Consider the following 15,461-nt stretch of genomic DNA (forward strand, 5'->3'; position numbering starts at 1 on the left):
CCGCGGCGGCGTCAGTCCAGCGGCCGCACGAAGGTGCGGAACTCGCCGCGACCCGTGTGCAGCTCCCACAGCCGCTGGGCGAGGGCGTCGGGATCGTGGTCGGGCTCCCCGCCACCGATGCCGAGCGGGATGATCAGCTGCGCGACGTGGATGCCCTCCGGCGCCAGCGCGTCGTGCAGCAGCCGGGCGTAGGCGCTCTCGGCGGCGAACGCGACGGACGTGCCGGTGACGGCGTCCCGCGGCCGGACGGCGCTGCCTCCGTTGGGGAACAGCACGGTGCCGCGGCCGAGCTCGCGCATGCCGGGCAGCACGTGCTGGACGGCGGCGGCGGGGCCGAGCACGGACATCTCGAGCGGTCCGACGAGGTCGTCGGCGGTGGTCTCGAGCGTGGGCTTCATGAACTCGCGCGCGGGCACGGGGCTGTACTGGAGCACCTCGACGGGGCCGAGCTCGGCGGCCGCCCGGTCGAGGGCCGCGGTCAGCGCGCCGCGGTCGCGGGCGTCGGCGACGAACCCGGCGGCGGTGACGCCGTCGTCGCGCAGGCCTGACGCGAGGCGCTCCAGCTTCGCGGCGTCCCGGGCGACGAGCGCGACGGAGAAGCCCTCGCGGCCGAAGCGGCGTGCGACGGACAGCCCCAGCCCGGGGCCGGCGCCGATGATGGCGAGCGTCGTCATGTGATTCCCTCCCACGTGGCGGTCGGCGCCCGGACCGGCGCCGCTCGGTCTCAGTCAACGCCCCCGGACGCGCACGGGCGAGTCCCTGCCATGAGGTGTACCGCCAGGGCACCCCCGCGACTCCCGGCATGCCACCGGGCGCGGAGCGCGCCGCTGCGGTTCGATGTCGGGAGCGCGCGGATGTCGAGATGGCGTGGCCCGCTCCGTCCCCGGGGCGAGGCAGCGACCGGCGCCGCCACCGACGGAGGGACACCGTGATGGACCAGCAGGACATCGACAGCGAGCTGGCGGACGCGAGGGAGCTGCTCGACTCCCCGTCGGCGCTGCACCTCGCCTACACGGCGCTGGACGGCACGCCGCGGGTCGTCCCCGCGGGCTTCCTCTGGACGGGCGGGCAGGTCGTGGTCGCGACGGCGGCCACGGCGCCGAAGGTCGCCGCACTGCGGGCGCACCCCGACGTCGCCCTGACGATCGACGCGAGCGACGGGCCCGCGGGCGCCCACCAGCTGTCGGTGCGCGGGCGGGCCGAGGTGACGATCGTCGACGGCGTCGTCGAGGAGTACCTCGCCGCCTCCCGCAAGGGCATGGACGGCGCCGCCGCGGAGGAGTTCGAACGGGCCTGCCGCGAGTTGTACGACCGGATGGCGCGCATCGCGATCACGCCCCGCTGGGCGCGGTATTACGACTTCGGCACCGGCCGGATCCCGGCGTTCTTGCAGGAGCTCGCCGCGCAGCAGGCGGCCCGCGCCACCGGCCGGTAGACGTCCCGGAGCGACCCGGGCGTCACGCGGCGGGCCGCGCCGGGGCGAGCGATGCCAGCGCGGCGACGAGCGCGACGGCGGCGGCGAACCAGTACCCGGTGGCGAAGGTGTCGAACGCCGGCGCCACCAGGGCGGCGGCGGCGACGCTGGACACCGCGGACACGCCCGTCGCGGCGCCGAACTCGTGGAACGTGCTGAGCGCGCCGGAGGCGACGCCGGCCTCGTGCGGCCGCGCGGCGGAGAAGAGGCTCGCGGAGGCCGCGACGAACACGGCACCGACGCCGAAGCCGGCGACGGTGATGCCGGCCACCAGCACCGTCATCGAGAAGATCCCGGCGGCCGCGGCCAGCCCGACGGCGGCGACGAGCAGCCCGGCGACGGACACGGCGCGCACGCCGAGGCGGGGGAGGACGCGCCCGGCCACCGTCGAGCCGAGGACCGTGCCGACGGCGACGGGCAGGAACGTCAGCCCCGTGTCCAGCGGGCTGAAGCCGTGCAGCTGCTGCAGCGTGAACGAGCCGAGGAAGAACACCGAGATCATCAGCGCCGTGGCGACGAAGATCAGCCCGAGCCCGCGCAGCACCGGCCGCCGGGTCAGCAGCGCCGGGTCCACGAGGGGCGTGGCGGACGAGCGCAGGTGCCGCGCCAGCAGCGCGTAGCCGGCGATGCCCACGAGCAGGGCGACCAGCGTCGGGGCGCTGAGCCAGCCGTCGTCGCCGGCGGTGACCAGCCCGTACACGACGGCGGCGGTCGAGAGCGTGGCGAGCGCGGCGCCGAGCACGTCGAGCCGGCCGCCCGAGCCGGGCCACGGCCGCACCCACCGGAACAGGGCCAGGAGCAGCAGCGCCCCGACGGGGACGTTGACGAAGAACACCCACGGCCAGCCCGGCCCCGACGTGAGGACTCCGCCCACCAGGACGCCGACGGCGGCGCCCGCGCCGCCGAGCGCGGACCAGACGCCGAGGGCGCGCGACAGCTCGGGCCCGCTGAACGTGCGGACGATGACCGACAGCGCGGCGGGTGACATCGCCGCGGCGCCGACGCCCTGCAGCCCGCGGGCCACCAGCAGCAGCTCCGCGGAGCCCGCCAGCCCCGCCAGCAGCGAGGCGAGCGTGAACAGCGCGAGGCCGGCGAGCACGACGCGCCGGGGTCCGACGACGTCGGCGGCCTTGCCGCCGAGCAGCATCAGGCCGCCGAAGACGAGGGCGTAGACGCTGGCCACCCAGGTCAGCCCCGAGCGGTCGAGGCCGAGGTCCGCGCCCATCTCGGGGAGCGCGATCGCGACGACCGTGACGTCGACGATGAGCATGAGCTGGGCGACGCCGAGCAGCGCGAGGACGCGCCAGCGCCGGGGGTCGGGCGTGGGGTCCTGGGTCTGCTGTGCGGGGGTGGAGGTCTCCCGGTCGTTCTTCTCCGGAGTGGTCATGGCACGGTCCCTCGATGAGTCGAGCACGAATAAGTCGAACATGCCTGTTCGAGTAAATTAACTCGAACAGGCATGTTCGACAAGAGGAACGTGCGGGTGACTTTCCGGAGCGCCCGAGTCAGGCGGTCAGGGCGGCGAGGGCGGTGTCACGCACGAGCGCCGGGGCCTCGTCCGCGGTGATCTCGCCGCGGTGCACCGCGGCGGAGGCGCCGTGGATGATCGCCTGGATCACGCTGAGCTGCCATTCCAGCGGCATGTCGGCGCGCAGCTCGCCCGCTGCGCGCCCGCGCTCCAGCACGCTGCGCGTCCGCGACATCGGGCCCTCGTGGGCGCGCCGCAGCTCCTCAGGCGGCAGCACCTGGGTCCCGGCGATCACGATCGCGCCGAACCGGTGCGTGAGGTGCCAGGTCGTCTCGAGCAGCCGGCCGAGCGCGGCGCGCGGGTCGCCGTCGAGGTCCAGGTCGGCCAGTGCCGCGTCGGTCTGGGCCATGGCCCGGTCGACCACCTCCCGCACGAGTGTCGCCCGCGAGTCGAAGTGCCCGTAGAGCGTGACCCGCCCGACGCCCGCGGCCTTGGCGATGTCGTTGATGCTCGCGTCGGGATCCGCCGCCAGCACCCGGGTGGCCGCGGCCACGATCGCCTCGACGTTGCGGACGGCGTCGGCGCGCTTGGCCCGGTCCCGGCCGCCCCTGGCCGTCGTCTCCGTCGTCTGCGCGGGTGTCGTGGCCACGGGCTCCTCCAAGGTTGTACAGGGATGTCCAGGTTAACGGGCCGGGCTCACGAACCGATGGCAGTCCACCTCGACGTCGCCATCGGGCACGGGCGCCCGGTGCGCGAACCGGCCCTCGTCGACCCAGCCCTGCCGCGCGTAGAAGAGGCGGCCGGCCGCGTTCCCCGTCGCGACGGCGAGCCAGGCCCGCTCGTGGCCGACGGCCCGGATCGAGGCCTCGGCGTGACGCAGCAGCGCGCCGCCGACGTCGCCCCCGCGTGCGGTGCGGTCGACGTAGAGCTGGTCCACCTCGTCGCCGGCGACCATGACGAACCCGACGACGACGCCCCGGCGCGCCGCGACGGTCGTGTCCGCGACGCGCTCGCGGGCGCGCTCCGCGAACGAGCCCGGGGTGCGTGCCGCCGCGAGCGCGTCGGGCACGTGGCCCAGGTGCGCGTCCGCCCAGCCCTCCCGCCAGATCCGCGCGACGGCGGCCGCGTCGTCGCGCGTCGCGGGACGGAGCTCGACGGGCTCTGCGTGGCCGGTCGGGGGTGCGGTGGTCTGCGGCATCGTCGTTCACCCTTCCGCTAACTCGAACAGGTGTGTACAGTTTATCTCGCTCGATCGTCAGCGGTTCACCTCACGCGGTTCGCACGCACGAGAGCGAGAAGACCATGGCCCAGGATCAGGTGTCCGGCACGACGACGGCCGGGGGTGCCCGGCGGTCGACCTTCAGCAAGGTGTGGCCCGCGGCCCTGGGCGTGCTCGTCGCCGCGGGCACGATGTACGGGCTCGCCGACGCGCGCGACGTCGCGCCCGTGCTCGCCGCCTCCGGGTTCGTCTACCTGGCGGCCGCGGCGCTCGGCCGGCCGGGCGCCGCGTGGCCCGCGTTCGGCGTGACCTTCGTGCTGATCGGCGCCGCCAAGCTCACCGACCTCGACCCGGTGCCGTGGATGCTCGGCCTCGCCGTCGTGCTGGCGGTCGTCGGACTGGTGGCCGGTCGCGGCCGGCCGGCCTGGTCGCTGCCGCTGCAGGCCGCGGCCATGCTCGTGCTCGCCGCGGCGGCGCTGCTCGCCGTCCGGGCGGACCCGACCGTGGGCGGGCTGGTGGTGGCCGTCGGGCTGCTCGCGCACGCCGGCTGGGACCTCTACCACCACCGCACCCGCCGGGTGGTCAGCCTGACACTGGCCGAGTTCTGCATGGTGCTCGACGTGCTCCTCGCCGTCCTGCTCGGGGTGCTGGTGCTGACCGCGTGACGTGGTCGCCGCACGGCTACAGGTCGAGCTCGACCTCGCGCCGGACGTCACGGTCGGGCTCGAGCACGAAGAACCGCGACACGACGGCGTGGAAGAGGCGCAGCTCGGCGGGCGCGACCACCCGGTCCAGGGTCCACGGGCTCATGCCCTCGGCGCGGGAGCGGCGGTCGAAGATCGCGAGACAGCGGTCGCGGTCGGCCTCCGGCACCTCGCCGGCCGTGGCCTCGGCGTAGACCGCGCGCGGCCGCCCGTCGACAGGCACGGGGGTCTCGAAGATCACGATGCCCACCGTGGACCGCCCCGCGACGTTGGCCGAGTGCCGCGTGCCGAGGCGGGAGACCCACACGAGCTCGCGACCCTCGCGGGCGAACCAGACGGGGGTGGCCCACGGGTTGCCGTCGGCGTCGGCCGACGCGAGGACCAGGTAGCGGCCGTCGTCCAGGACGCTGCGGGCGAGCTCGGCGTCGTGCGCCGGGTCGTCGGGACGGGGCGTCATGGGGGTCTCCTTGCGTCGTGGGCGACGGTGCCACTCCGTGTGTACACCTGCGGGCCGACATCGGCGCGGCATCGCCCCCTTGCGGGCGTCCACCACGCTCCGCCACTATGAACATGTCATATGTCTGATCATTGGGGATCTCACATGCATGCTGGCAGGACGCTCAAGGGACTGGCCGCGGCGGCCGCGACCGCCGCCATGGTGGCGACGACGGCGGGAGGAGCGGTCGCGGCTCCGCTCGCCTCGGCGGCGGGCCGGGGGCCCGTCGTGTACGTCGCGCCGGACGGTGACGACGCCGCGGCAGGAACGAAGGACGCGCCGCTGCGCACGATCGAGGCCGGCCGCGACGCGCTCGCCGGCCGCACCAGCGCGGCCCGACCGGGCACGGTCGAGATCCGCGGCGGCGAGTACGTGCTCGACGACGCGATCGACCTCGAGGGCCGGGCGAACTCGTGGGTCACGTACGAGGCGTACGGCGACGAGGACGTCCGCGTGACGGGGGCGCACGAGCTGCCGGCGGACGGCTGGCAGCGGCTGTCCGACCTCACCGCGGACGAGCTGGCCGACCCGGCGCTCTCGTCGAACGCCCGTCTCGACACGCCCGGGCTGCGCGACGGCGTGTGGGTCTACGACCTGGGTGCCGCCGGCGTCGACCCGGGCACTCTCTACAAGAACGGGTTCAACTGGCTGCCGCAGCCGTTCGCCCCGGAGCTCGTCGTGGACGGCGAGACGCAGACGCTCGCCGAGTACCCCAACGGTGACGGGTGCACCGGCGCCGACGACGGCTGCTACCTGTACGGCAACGGCGCCAAGTGGAAGGTCGACGGGCAGGGCGACCTCACGCAGCCGGACCTGGTGGAGCGGTTCGGCGAGGAGAGCGACTGGGCCGGCAGCGGCACGACGCCGCGGGCGCAGTTCGAGGACAAGAAGCAGCAGCTGCCCGACCCGGAGCAGCGCGACACCTGGTCGCAGGACGAGATGCGGGCGATGACGCCGCCGCTGTACGAGGTGGGCGGCCGCCTGCTCGACGGCGACCGGTACCAGAGGTGGGCGCCGGAGGCCGTGCCGACGGTCGAGGACCGTGGCACGCGCGGGTTCGGCGAGTACTCCGACGTCCCGGTCCAGGCGGACCCGGCGTGGATCGACGACATCGACAACACCCGGTACGAGACCGAGGGCTGGCTCTCGGGCTACCTCGGCAACAACTACGCGAACGACATGGTGCGGATGCTCTCGTGGAGCGGCACCACGATGTACGCGAAGTACCCGTCGATGTACTGGCCGCGCGACGACTACACGAAGGTCAAGGCCGTGAACGTGCTGTCGGAGCTGGACGCGGAGGGCGAGTACTACGACGACCGCTACGACGACAACGACGTCCTGTACTTCAAGCCGGCCGGGGACTCCGTCGAGGGCAAGCAGATCATGCTGCGCGCCTTCGACGACAACCTGTTCCGCCTCGAGGGCACCACCGGCGTGACGATCCGCGGGCTCGGGCTGTCCGACTCGCTGGTCAGCGGCGTCCAGCTGCTCGACGCCGAGCAGACGCTGATCGACGACGTGGAGATCTCGAACGTCAGCATGGACGCCGTCCGGATCGGCGAGACCACCGAGTCGATCACCGCGCTGCCCGACTACGAGACGGTGCGCGGCGGGCACGCGAACGTCGTGCAGAACTCGTACCTCCACGACCTCGGCGGCGGCGGCGTGCTGCTCGGCGGCGGCGACCGCAGCACCCTGGAGCGCGGCGACAACGTGGCCCGGCACAACGAGATCGCCCGCTTCTCCCAGCTCGCGACGTACACGCCCGCCGGCTACCTCTACGGCGTCGGGAACAGCTTCGAGAAGAACTCCGTCCACGACGCGCCGCACATGGCGGTGCAGATCATGGGCAACGACATGAAGGTCAACGGCAACTACTTCGCCGACCTCGTGACGAACGCCGGCGACCAGGGCGTGGTGTACACCGGGCGCGACTACACCTACCTGGGCAACGAGGTGGCGTACAACTTCTTCGAGCGGATCGGCGGCTCCAACGACGCGTTCTACATGGACGACGGCGTCTCCGGCATGCGGTTCCACCACAACGTGGTGAAGGACGCGCACTCCGGCGTGTTCTTCCAGTCCGGCCACAGCAACACGGCCACGGACAACGTGTTCGTCGACGTCGACCGCACCGGCGACGACCAGCTCTACCACCGCAACGGCGAGCCCGGCCTGCCGGTGCCGAACGGGTGGGTGGTGCAGAGCCGCTTCAACGCCTTCCTCGACGTCCGCGAGGGGGAGAAGTACAGCGCCACGCCCGAGGACGTGGCCCGCTGGCACCGGCACTACACGGACGGCAAGGCCCGGTACTCCGACGGCACGCCGATGGTCTTCCCCGAGATCGACGACTGGTACGTGCCGCGCGTGGCGGCGACCGGCGTCGACTGCCAGGCGGCGGACTACGGCGTCGCGGAGGGCTGCGACCGTGCCACGGTCTGGGAGGACCCGGACTCGGTCTACGTGCCGGCGCGCAACGTCCTCGACCGTTCGGTGATCATCGGGGGCGGCGAGTACGAGTTCGGCCAGAGCTCGTTCTCGGACCCCGACGCCACCTACCGCCTGGACACCTGGAGCGACCGGATCAACACGAACCTCAGCAAGCCCGGCTCGGTCGAGGCAGCAGGCCTCGACCTGGCGACGCTGACGTTCTCGCCCCGGGGCGAGGTGGCGCGGACGCTCGGCCGCGACTGGGTCGCGACCTGGAACCGGCTCGTCTCGTTCGACGACGTCGGCCGACCCGGTCAGGACGTCAGGAAGACCAGCACGTCGCGGTAGCGCGCGCTCTCCACGGCGCCGCGGACGTCGTCGACCGCCTGGTAGGCGACGGCGCCCGGCCGTGACGGGTGGTCACGACCGGGCGCCGAGGTGCCGTGGCGTCACAGGCAGACGTGCGAGCTGCCCTCCCGCACCGTGGCGCGCAGGGTGGTGCCGGGGCGCGGCGTCACCTGCAGGCGCGCGGCGTCGGTGGCGTTGACGTCGAAGCACGCGCCGTCGCGGGTGAGGGCGAAGTCGCGCACGACGACGCGCCCGCCGGTCGCCCGGAACACCGTCCGCCCGTCCCGCTCGAGCGTGGTCGCGGCGGGGCTGACCGTCGCCGCGTAGGTGTGGTCGCCCACGCGGACGTCGTCCACGGTGTTGCGGCCCGGCAGGGCGTGCGAGCCGAAGGTCACCGACCCAGGGCTGCCCCACGCGTCCTCGGCGACCAGCTCGTGCACCGCCATCAGGGGCATGACGTTCGACCACGTGTAGTAGCGCCACGCGCTGTCCACCGCCGAGGCGTTGATGACCTGGCCCGGCTCGGGGTCGAAGTACTCGGGGAAGAAGCCGTTCTCGTCCCAGCTGTCGAGGTACATGCTCGTGCTCTTCGTGGCGAGCTCGCCCGCGGCCTCGTCGAGCCCGTACCGCTTGAGGCCGTCGTAGACGGTGGCGTTCATCGGCGGCCAGACGGCGCCGCGCCACTGCTCGCAGGTGTTCTCCTCGCCCCAGCCGACGTAGTAGGTGTACTCCGGGGACGAGGTCGCGGAGACGTCGCCGTTCGCGCAGTACTCCGGGTCGTCGCGGCTGATGCTCGGGATCGCGTGCTCGCCCCAGAACTGCTCCGGGTCGAGCAGGTTCTCCTCGACCGTCCGCCGGGCCCGCTCGGGCGTGGCCAGGCCGCCGAACAGGGGGTAGAAGATCGTCGGCGTGACGACGTTCCCCCACGTGCCGTCGAGGTTGCGGTCGAGGTACATGCCGCGCTCGTCGTCCCACAGCGTGTCGTTCGCGGCCCGCTTGGTCCGCTCCAGGACGGCGGCGAACCGGCGGGCGTCGTCGGGCCGGTCGAGGGCGGTGGCGAGCTCGGTCAGCGAGTCGGCCATCAGGGCGTAGTAGGAGGTCAGCGCGACGTCGGTGAGGTCGCTGTTGTCCCGTTCGTCGTCGCTGCCGCCCTCCTTGGCGATGCGGTCGGCCGCGAGGTACACGGGCAGGTCGTCGAGCCCGAGGTGGTTGCCCACCTTGCTCGGGTCCCCGTCGTACGGCGCCTCGAGCAGGCCGTCGTCGTTGACGTCCCACTCGGGCAGCTTGTCGAAGAACTCCACGAGCGCCGGGTACGCCTGCTCGACGAGCTCGCGGTCGCCCGTGGCGTCGTAGATGCGCTTGACGGCGTAGGCGTGCATCGGGCCCGCGTGGAGCTGGTCGTAGCGCGGCCCGCCGGAGGCGAAGAGCACGCGCTCGTGCTGGCGGGCCAGGTCCGGGTCCACCGTGAGCGCCGTGATCGCGTCCCAGGCGGAGTCCCAGCCGGTGAAGATCGTGTCGTTCTCCGACCCGCCCCGGCCCCAGCCCCACACGAGGAAGCTCTGGCGCGACTGCTCGTCGTAGTTCGCGTTGAGGGCCATGGCGCTGCGCATCGCGGTCGCCGCCCGCCCGGCCGGCCCGCTCCCGCTGAGGGTGCCGTCGTCGGCCTTCGCCCCGGCGCGGGCGAGGGTGCCGAGGATGCTGCCGCGGCCGGGGCGCGCCGTCGGCGGCTCGTCGTCCACGCTGGTGGTGAAGGTGATCGTCTCGCCCTCCTCCAGGTCGTACCGCAGGGCCGCCGCGGCGTCGCCCGGGTTGCCCGCGTCGCCCTGCATGGCGGCGACCAGGTCGTCCTCGGACGCGTAGGCCGCGGCGTCGTCCGGCGCCTGGTCCGGGAGCAGCGCGAAGTGGCCGACGGCGGACGGGTCGTCGAGCCCGGCGCCGGTGGCGCGGACGCCGCCGTCGGACAGCGCGTAGGAGTTCTCCTCCTCCCACGGGGGCGAGGCCTCGAGGAAGACGGTCGCGTCGGCGTCGCGCGCGGTGACCGACCCGACCAGGGTGTTCTGCGCGGTGCGCGCGAACCGGAGGAGGATCGTCTGCTTGTCGCGCTGCGTCTGGTCGTAGCGGTCCTGCAGGGCGGGCAGCTGCTCGCGTGCCTCCGCCACCTGCTCGGCGGACCACTCGTCGGGGTGGGCGAGGATCTCGCGCAGCGCCCCGAGGCGGTCGGGGGTGATCGTGCGGTCGTCGCTGCTGATCTCCACCTCGTAGTACGAGCCGTCGACGGTCACGGGTCCGACGTGGGCGACGTTGCCCAGCAGGCCCTGGTTCTCTCGCACGAGCTTGCCGGCGGACGTCAGCAGGTCGACGCGGAGGGCGAACCGGCTCTCGCCCTCGCCGACCAGGAGGGCGCCGTTGTCGTCCCGCTCGACGTAGCCGGGCAGGGCGAAGGGGCGCTGGAGCCCGACGTCGTCGGGTGGCCCGCCTGCGGCCGTGGCGCCCCCGGCGGGGAGGGCGACGGACGCGAGCATCGCGGCCGCGGCGCCGAGGACGACGGGCGCCCGGCGCAGAGTTCGGGTGGTGCGTGGACGGTCGATCATGGCGTGCTCCTTGGTGTGAGCGCTCACATGGATGGGGAGAGAAGGGCCGTGCCGCGCACGACGAGGTGCGCGGCACGGCCCTGGGGCGCTACTCGACGTCGAACGGGAACTCGTCGGTGACGCCGATCTGGTCGTACTTCATCCGGGAGGCGTCGAAGTCGTCCTCCCAGTTGGCGTTGGTGACCTCGTTGCACTGGTAGGACTGGTACGACTGGTCGGTGGTCTTGCCGACCTCGACGTTGCTGAACGCGAAGCCGCAGCCGCCGGCGTCCATGTGCACCCCGCGGGTGCCGCTGTCGGGCATGGCGCCGGCGGGGTCGGGGATGACGTCGCCGATGACCATCTGGTCCACGGTGTTCTGCACCGGGTGGGGTTCCTGGTTCTCGACGCCGTAGGTGTAGAAGGCGCCCATGTCGCCGGAGTCCAGGCCGACCTCGTCGATGCGGATGTAGCGGAACGTGTTGTTGTCGGTGTACTGGTCGCCGTCGACGACCTCGGGCCGGGACTCGAGGCTGATGCCGTAGCGGGCGGAGTGCTTGACGTTGACGTGCTCGACGAGGTTGTCCCCGGTGTCCATGAGCTCGATGCCGGATGCGTCGCCGGGCACGAGCTCCCCGACGTGGTCGATGTAGAGGTTGCGGAACGTGTGGTGGTGGGTCAGGTCGCCCTCCCCGGGCCAGCCGCCCTCGACCTTGATGCCGTCGGCGCCGAGGTTCTCCAGGAGCGAGTCCTCGACGGTCAGGTGGTCGTTCGCGAACAGGGCGTAGACGCCGGTGAAGCCGGTGTCGCGCAGGTGCATGCCGGTGAGCGTGATGTTCGAGGTGTTCTCGAGCGTGACGGCGCCGAACCGGTTGCGCGGCATCTCGATCTGGCGGTCGTACTGCGGGTACTTGTGCGGCTCGCCGGAGTCGCCCGCGCTGACCCAGCCCGCGCGGTACCAGTCGACGAAGTCGGAGTACTGCACGCCGATGCCGTCGAACGTGATGTCGTGGGCGCGGTCCTCGGCGGAGGTGCCCTTGACGTCGATGACGCGGTCCACGGTGGGCTTCATGATCGTGACGTCGTCGATGTCGCCGCGCGGCTTGTAATAGAGGTCGCCCGAGTCGCGGTCGATGTAGTACTCACCGGCCTTGTCGAGCAGCGGCAGCGCGTTCTGGATGAAGTACCGCGAGCCGCTGCGGCTGTTCATGAGCGCGTACCGCGGCCAGTACTTGAACGTGGTGAAGTTCTTGCGGTAGTCCGCGCCGCCGATCGGGATGGTGTCGGTGAACCAGCTCCACGAGCCGCCCGACCACACGGTGAGCTGCGCGTCCTTGAGCGGGTTGCTGTCCTCGGTGTCGTCCCAGGCGGGGTCCCAGTCACCGTCCTTCCAGTAGAGCCACTCGCGGACGCCCTCCTTCTCCGGCTCGCCGAGCACGGAGAAGAGGTACGGCGCCTGCGTGTCCTCGGACGTGCGGTTGGGGTGGCGCGCCAGCTCCGACCGCTCGCCGTCCTCGAACAGCGTGTAGAACTGGTCGCTCGGGTCCACCTTCGTCCTGTAGATGCCGTCCTTGTAGGGCTCCCAGCCCGTGACCGGCTCGGCGCCGACCAGGTTGGCCTTCCCCGGGCCGTCGGCGCTGCGGTAGATCACCTGGTGACCGTTGTTGCCCGAGTCCTTCTCGGTGAACTCGATGGTCTCGTCGACGGCGTACTCGCCCTCGGCGAGGTTCACCGTGATGTCGCACCGCATCTTCTGCGGATAGTTGAGCGCGCGGTCCTGGATGTACTGGCGGGCGTGGTCGACCGTGGCCCACGGTGCGTCGGCGGTGCCCTTCGCGGAGTCGTCGCCGTCGGGCGAGACGTAGAACTGCGGGCACTTGCCGGCGCCCTGCGTGACGGCCGCGTACGGGTCGGAGGCGGTGGCCCCCACCCCGAGCGCGGCGACGGCGCTGACCGCGACGACCGCCGCGGTGCCGGTCCTGATCCATCGTCTGGACATCGGTGTCCTCTCCTCGTGGGTGGTGCGGTGTGGGTGGTTCAGGCCGTCGGGTGGACGACGTAGGTGGCGCCGCGGCGCGTGGCGAACACGGCCAGGCCGTCCTCGGGATGCTCGACGGCGACCGGCCCGCCCGGTCCGGTGACGCGCACCGGTCCGTCGGTGCGCAGGCGCACGGTGCGGCCGAGCAGCGAGCGCACGCGTGCCTGCTCCAGCCGGCCGGCGGACCACTGCATCGTGATCTCGAATCCGCCGCGGGCGCGCAGGCCGCGCACGCGGCCCTCGGGCCACGACTCCGGCAGGCACGGCAGCAGCCAGACCTCTCCGGAGTGGGACTGCAGCAGCATCTCGTTGATCGCCGACGTGCCGCCGAAGTTGCCGTCGATCTGGAACGGCGGGTGCAGGTCGAACAGGTTGGGCGCCGTGCGGCCGGGGGAGAGGAGCTGCGTGAGGTGGGTGTACGCGGCCTCCTGCTGCAGCAGGCGGGCGCGGATGTTCATCTTCCAGGCCAGCGACCACCCGGCGGTCACGGCCGGGCCGCGCAGCTCGAGCGAGCGGTCGGCGGCGGCCGCGAGCTCCGGGGTGCGGCGCGGGGTGATCTGGTCGCTCGGGAACACGCCCCACAGGTGGGACACGTGCCGGCTGGTCTCGGTGGCCGCCTCCTCCCAGTCGATCAGCCACTCCTGGATCTGGCCGAGGTAGCCGATCTGGTTGGGGGGCAGCTTCTCGCGGGCGGCCAGGGCCGCGACCGCCGTCTCCCGGTCGACGCCGCCGAGCTCCTTCGAGGCCTTGTCGAACGCGGTGAACAGGTCGCGCAGGATCTGGCAGTCCATCGTCGGGCCGGCGCAGAGGCTCACGCCCTCGTTGTCGATGTCGTGGTGCTTGAGCTCCGGGGAGTGCGACGGGCTGGTCACCAGGTAGCCGGTCGCGTCGTCGACCACGAGGGTGTCGAGGAAGAACTCCACCGCGCCCCGGAGCACGGGGAAGTACTCGCGCAGCGTGTCGAGGTCGCCCGTGTACTCGTAGTGCTCCCAGAAGAGCAGCGAGAGCCAGGCACCGCCGGTCGGCCACACCCCGTAGAAGGCGTGGTCGACGGGCGCGGACCCGCGCCACAGGTCGGTGTTGTGGTGGGCCACCCAGCTGCGGGCGCCCCACATCTTCTGCGCGGTGCGCGCCCCCGACTCCGCGAGCTCCTCGATCATGGCGAACAGCGGCCGCCAGCACTCCGCGAGGTTCGACGGGCCGGCGGGCCAGTAGTTCATCTCGCAGTTGATGTTGAGCGTGTACTTCGACTGCCAGGCCGGCAGCATCTCCGCGTTCCAGAGGCCCTGCAGGTTGGCCGGCTGCCCCGGCGTCCGGGAGCTCGAGATCAGCAGGTAGCGGCCGAACTGGTAGTACAGCGCGGCCAGCTGTGGGTCGCCGCCGTCGCGGAACGCCGCGACGCGTTCGTCGGTCGGCAGGTCGACGGACGGCGACGTGCCGAGGTCGAGGTCCACGCGCCCGAACAGCTCCCGGTGGTCGCGCACGTGGGCCTTGCGCAGGACGCCGACCCCGCGGACCGTCGCGCGCTCGAGCGGCGGCCCGGCCTGCTCGAGCGGGTCGCCGCCGACGTCGAGGTAGCTGCGGTGGCTCGTGCCCATGGTGACGAGCAGCGTCACCGCGTCGGCGCCCCGCACCCGCAGCGACGACTCGTCGCACACGACGGACCCGCCCTCGGCGACGGCGCGTGCCAGGGCGACGAACCGCACCTCGCCCTCGAGGCCCTCGGCGTCGCCGGACCGCCCCTCGAGGGCGAGCGTGCGCCCGTCGTGGGCCAGGGTGGTCGTCTCCTGCAGCGAGGCGAACGTGGCGTCGAACGAGACGGCGCCGGGGGTGTCGGCGCGCAGCCGGACGACGACCACCTGGTCGGCGTGGCTGACGAACACCTCCCGCGTGTGCCGGACGCCGTCGGCGACGAACGCCGTCGTGGTCACGGCGGTGGTGAGGTCGAGCGACCGGCGGTACTCCGCGACGTCGTCGGTCAGTCCCGGGAAGGCGAGGTGCAGGTCGCCGACGGGCTGGTACTGCATCTGCTCGGTGGGGCGGCCCATGAAGCGCTCGTCGGCGAGCCGCTGGGCCTCGACCCAGCGCTCTTCGGCGAGGAGCCGCCGGATCTCCGGCAGGGCCTCGGCGCCGCCCGGGTCGGCGTAGTCGTGCGGGCCGCCCGCCCACACCGTGTCCTCGTTGAGCATGAGCGTCTCGGCCGCGACGCCGCCGAAGACCATCGCGCCGAGCCGTCCGTTGCCGACCGCGAGCGCCTCCAACCACTCGGCGGCGGGGCGGGAGTACCAGAGGCGCAGCGGGTTGGTCTCGGGTTCGTCGTCGGTGCCTGCGGCGGTGTCGGCCCGGGCCTCGCCCGGGCGCGCTCCTCCCGCCAGCACGACCGCACCGGCCGCCGCGGCGCCCGTCGATCTCAACAGGTCCCGTCGGGTGAACGAGGTCATCGCATCCATCCCTCTCGTCGTCCGTCTCGTCGTCGAGGTCACGAAAGGTCGAACGGCTGCCCGTGCGGCCGGGCGTCGTCGCCTTCGGTACCGGAACTGCAGGGTGTCGCTGGAGTGCTGTCGCGGCCGGTGGGGGCCGGGCTGCTCTGCCCGGCCGCCCTCGCGCCCCGAGGTGCTCAGGAGCGTGGTGCCGCGATGGATCGAATGTAGTACATCACATGTAGTACAAGTCAACAGGTCGAGAAGAGGCCCGGCGCTCCCGGTGGCGGT

General features: G+C 72.8%; 11 protein-coding genes. 3 read left to right on the top strand and 8 right to left on the bottom strand.

The features are described from left to right. Positions 1-11: 11 nt before the first annotated feature. Positions 12-674 (bottom strand): SDR family NAD(P)-dependent oxidoreductase, encoded by a 663-nt coding sequence (locus AAG589_RS00810; protein ID WP_430565352.1) that lies wholly within the window; start codon positions 672-674, stop codon positions 12-14. Positions 675-931: 257 nt separating this feature from the next. Between AAG589_RS00810 and AAG589_RS00815 the strand changes: the two genes are divergently transcribed. Beyond that, positions 932-1,435 (top strand): pyridoxamine 5'-phosphate oxidase family protein, encoded by a 504-nt coding sequence (locus tag AAG589_RS00815; protein WP_430565353.1) that lies wholly within the window; start codon positions 932-934, stop codon positions 1,433-1,435. Positions 1,436-1,457: 22 nt separating this feature from the next. Here the strand turns inward: AAG589_RS00815 and AAG589_RS00820 are convergent, their stop codons facing one another. From AAG589_RS00820 to AAG589_RS00830, 3 genes are all read right to left on the bottom strand, one after another. Continuing rightward, positions 1,458-2,861, bottom strand: a complete 1,404-nt coding sequence (locus tag AAG589_RS00820; protein WP_430565354.1) for an MFS transporter — start codon at positions 2,859-2,861, stop codon at positions 1,458-1,460. Positions 2,862-2,979: 118 nt separating this feature from the next. After that, entirely contained in the window at positions 2,980-3,591 is a 612-nt protein-coding gene (locus AAG589_RS00825; RefSeq protein ID WP_430565355.1) for a TetR/AcrR family transcriptional regulator, read from the bottom strand. 33 nt (positions 3,592-3,624) lie between these two features. Next, positions 3,625-4,140: a GNAT family N-acetyltransferase gene (locus AAG589_RS00830; RefSeq protein WP_430565356.1), complete on the bottom strand. Its 516-nt coding sequence runs from the start codon at positions 4,138-4,140 to the stop codon at positions 3,625-3,627. Positions 4,141-4,244: 104 nt separating this feature from the next. On the opposite strand from AAG589_RS00830, the gene AAG589_RS00835 reads away from it, so the two are divergent. After that, on the top strand, positions 4,245-4,826 hold the full coding sequence (locus AAG589_RS00835; RefSeq protein ID WP_430565357.1) for a hypothetical protein: 582 nt from the start codon (positions 4,245-4,247) through the stop codon (positions 4,824-4,826). 16 nt (positions 4,827-4,842) lie between these two features. On the opposite strand, the gene AAG589_RS00840 is transcribed toward AAG589_RS00835, so the two are convergent. Further along, positions 4,843-5,322, bottom strand: coding sequence for a pyridoxamine 5'-phosphate oxidase family protein (locus AAG589_RS00840; RefSeq protein ID WP_430565358.1), 480 nt, complete (start codon positions 5,320-5,322; stop codon positions 4,843-4,845). Between the two features lie 144 nt (positions 5,323-5,466). Here AAG589_RS00840 and AAG589_RS00845 point away from each other — a divergent pair, with 144 nt between their 5' ends. Then, positions 5,467-8,142: a right-handed parallel beta-helix repeat-containing protein gene (locus AAG589_RS00845; RefSeq protein WP_430565359.1), complete on the top strand. Its 2,676-nt coding sequence runs from the start codon at positions 5,467-5,469 to the stop codon at positions 8,140-8,142. 101 nt (positions 8,143-8,243) lie between these two features. Here the strand turns inward: AAG589_RS00845 and AAG589_RS00850 are convergent, their stop codons facing one another. The 3 genes from AAG589_RS00850 to AAG589_RS00860 form a co-directional block, all read right to left on the bottom strand. Continuing rightward, a complete protein-coding gene (locus AAG589_RS00850) occupies positions 8,244-10,733 on the bottom strand; it encodes an amylo-alpha-1,6-glucosidase (RefSeq protein ID WP_430565360.1) in 2,490 nt (829 codons plus the stop codon). Between the two features lie 88 nt (positions 10,734-10,821). Further along, entirely contained in the window at positions 10,822-12,711 is a 1,890-nt protein-coding gene (locus AAG589_RS00855) for a right-handed parallel beta-helix repeat-containing protein (protein ID WP_430565361.1), read from the bottom strand. Between the two features lie 38 nt (positions 12,712-12,749). Beyond that, positions 12,750-15,191 (bottom strand): glycoside hydrolase family 95 protein, encoded by a 2,442-nt coding sequence (locus AAG589_RS00860; RefSeq protein WP_430565362.1) that lies wholly within the window; start codon positions 15,189-15,191, stop codon positions 12,750-12,752. Positions 15,192-15,461 lie beyond the last annotated feature (270 nt).

This window comes from Isoptericola sp. F-RaC21 (genome assembly GCF_038593535.1).
Taxonomy (GTDB): domain Bacteria; phylum Actinomycetota; class Actinomycetes; order Actinomycetales; family Cellulomonadaceae; genus Isoptericola.